Source organism: Aminobacter sp. J44, assembly GCF_007829415.1.
GTDB lineage: Bacteria > Pseudomonadota > Alphaproteobacteria > Rhizobiales > Rhizobiaceae > Aerobium.
The window spans coordinates 1-1,669 of record NZ_VLJG01000082.1 but is presented as its reverse complement, the minus strand read 5'-3'; the positions used below and the strand labels follow the sequence as shown (position 1 = coordinate 1,669).

Annotated in this window: 1 protein-coding gene and 1 pseudogene; one reads left to right on the top strand and one right to left on the bottom strand. The window is 53.9% G+C overall.

Annotation, left to right across the window (positions count from 1 at the left end; genetic code table 11):
• Window positions 1-395: 395 nt before the first annotated feature.
• Window positions 396-635, bottom strand: a pseudogene (purU, locus tag L610_RS19445) (formyltetrahydrofolate deformylase); the annotation flags it as partial.
• Between the two features lie 36 nt (window positions 636-671).
• Between purU and L610_RS19440 the strand changes: the two are divergent.
• Window positions 672-1,457, top strand: coding sequence for a helix-turn-helix transcriptional regulator (locus tag L610_RS19440; protein WP_144707000.1), 786 nt, complete (start codon window positions 672-674; stop codon window positions 1,455-1,457).
• Window positions 1,458-1,669 lie beyond the last annotated feature (212 nt).

The window sequence follows — 1,669 nt, the reverse complement described above, 5'->3', positions numbered from 1 at the left end:
TCTCTTCAGGTCTATGCTTCTTCTGGGGCATTCAAACGTCCTCCTACGGCTCAATAGCCTACTTCAGGGAGGACCACTTTTCAGGGGGCAGACCACGATCGCGACGGCCCATTTGACTCGTCCCGCGTCACCTTTACCGCGGACAACGGAGCCCTGATCGTTCCGCTCGATGCATCCCCCTGGTGGCTAACCTTGGCCAAGGTCAAGGGCCTGACGCTCGAGCTTGAAGGTCCCTCAGCGTGCAGTTCCTTCAAGATTGAAAACATCGGGCTTTATCAGCGGATTTACTGACTGCGTTCACAGGATCTGCCGGTCCCTGTACGAGCATCTGGCGCTTGCAGCCATATCGAAACCGCCCCGAAAGGGGCGGTTTCTTTTTTGGCGATTTGGATCCATCAGCCCATCCGCTTCGAAGCGGAGGACCTTGGAAATGCCCGGAATACAACGGTCTTGCTGCCGTTGAGGAATACTCGGTGATGCACGTGCGCGCGGATCGCCCGGGCAAGCACCTGTGCTTCGACATCGCGTCCAAGCGAAATATAGTCCTCGGGGCTCTGCTTGTGGGAGATACGGATAATGTCCTGCTCGAAGATCGGCCATTCATCCAGGTCGGCCGCCGCGTGGTGGGCTGTGGCCATGCAGCCGCAGCCTGCGATCACCTGAGCGTTTAAATGTATATCCGGTATCGTTGCGTCATCTTTCCGGCGTCACTTTCTGTATTGCCGCAGATCATCGCGGTCCATATTGGAGTTGCTATCGATTTCTCGCCGCTGCCGATTCATCTTGTATGCAACTTATCGATAATGCGACCGGATATTTTTTCTTACGCTCTCGATAAATGGAAACATGAGAAGCCGAATTGCGCCGAAGCGCTAAGAAAATTTGCCAATGATCTGAAAAACGCGCTGGGGAGCACCTGCAATCTGGTGCTCTACGACGTCACATTCGACTTGCCACCCGACTATCGGATCGAAGTGATCACCGAGAATATCTGTCTTGGTCGCGAACTGCCGGTCCTCGGGCTTTATCCGGATCAAGAATTTCTTTCTCGAAACATCTATCCATATCTGCTTGAAGTTAAGCACAGTAAGAAATTCAGGGTAGATGCCATTCGCGGGCGCGTATTGGACAACTACATCGTCTATGATCGCTTACTCCTGCCGACGTGCTCGACCGGCGCCGCGGAGCGTATCCTCTCCCTGACATGCATGCGGCTTCTTCTTCCGACGGTTGCTGACCTTAAACGCCTGACGCAGCGCCAGCAGGACATCCTGTTCCTCGTTTCACAGGGTCTATCATCCAAGGAATGCGCTGTCGAACTGGGACTCTCGCCCCGCACTGTTGAGCATCAGTTACTCGCAATTCGCAGCAAGCTTGGCGCGAAAAACGTGGCTCATGCTGTGTCTATATTCGTATCTCACCACGGGAGTTCCACACCACTAGGTATTTCTACCTGATACCACTCGGTTGATCCATCTGGTAACGAAAAGTCCCGCCTGATTACGGGCGGATCCGACCGTTGTAGTCGCATTAGGAGAAATTGTCCGGGGTTTCCACCGCCGCCGGAGGTCTTCGCGCGGGTGCTAGAGCATCTTTTATGAACACAGAGTCGGTTTGAGGATTCACGGGATCAGTTTAGTCTGATTCACTGCTCTTGGTGATTTGCCAG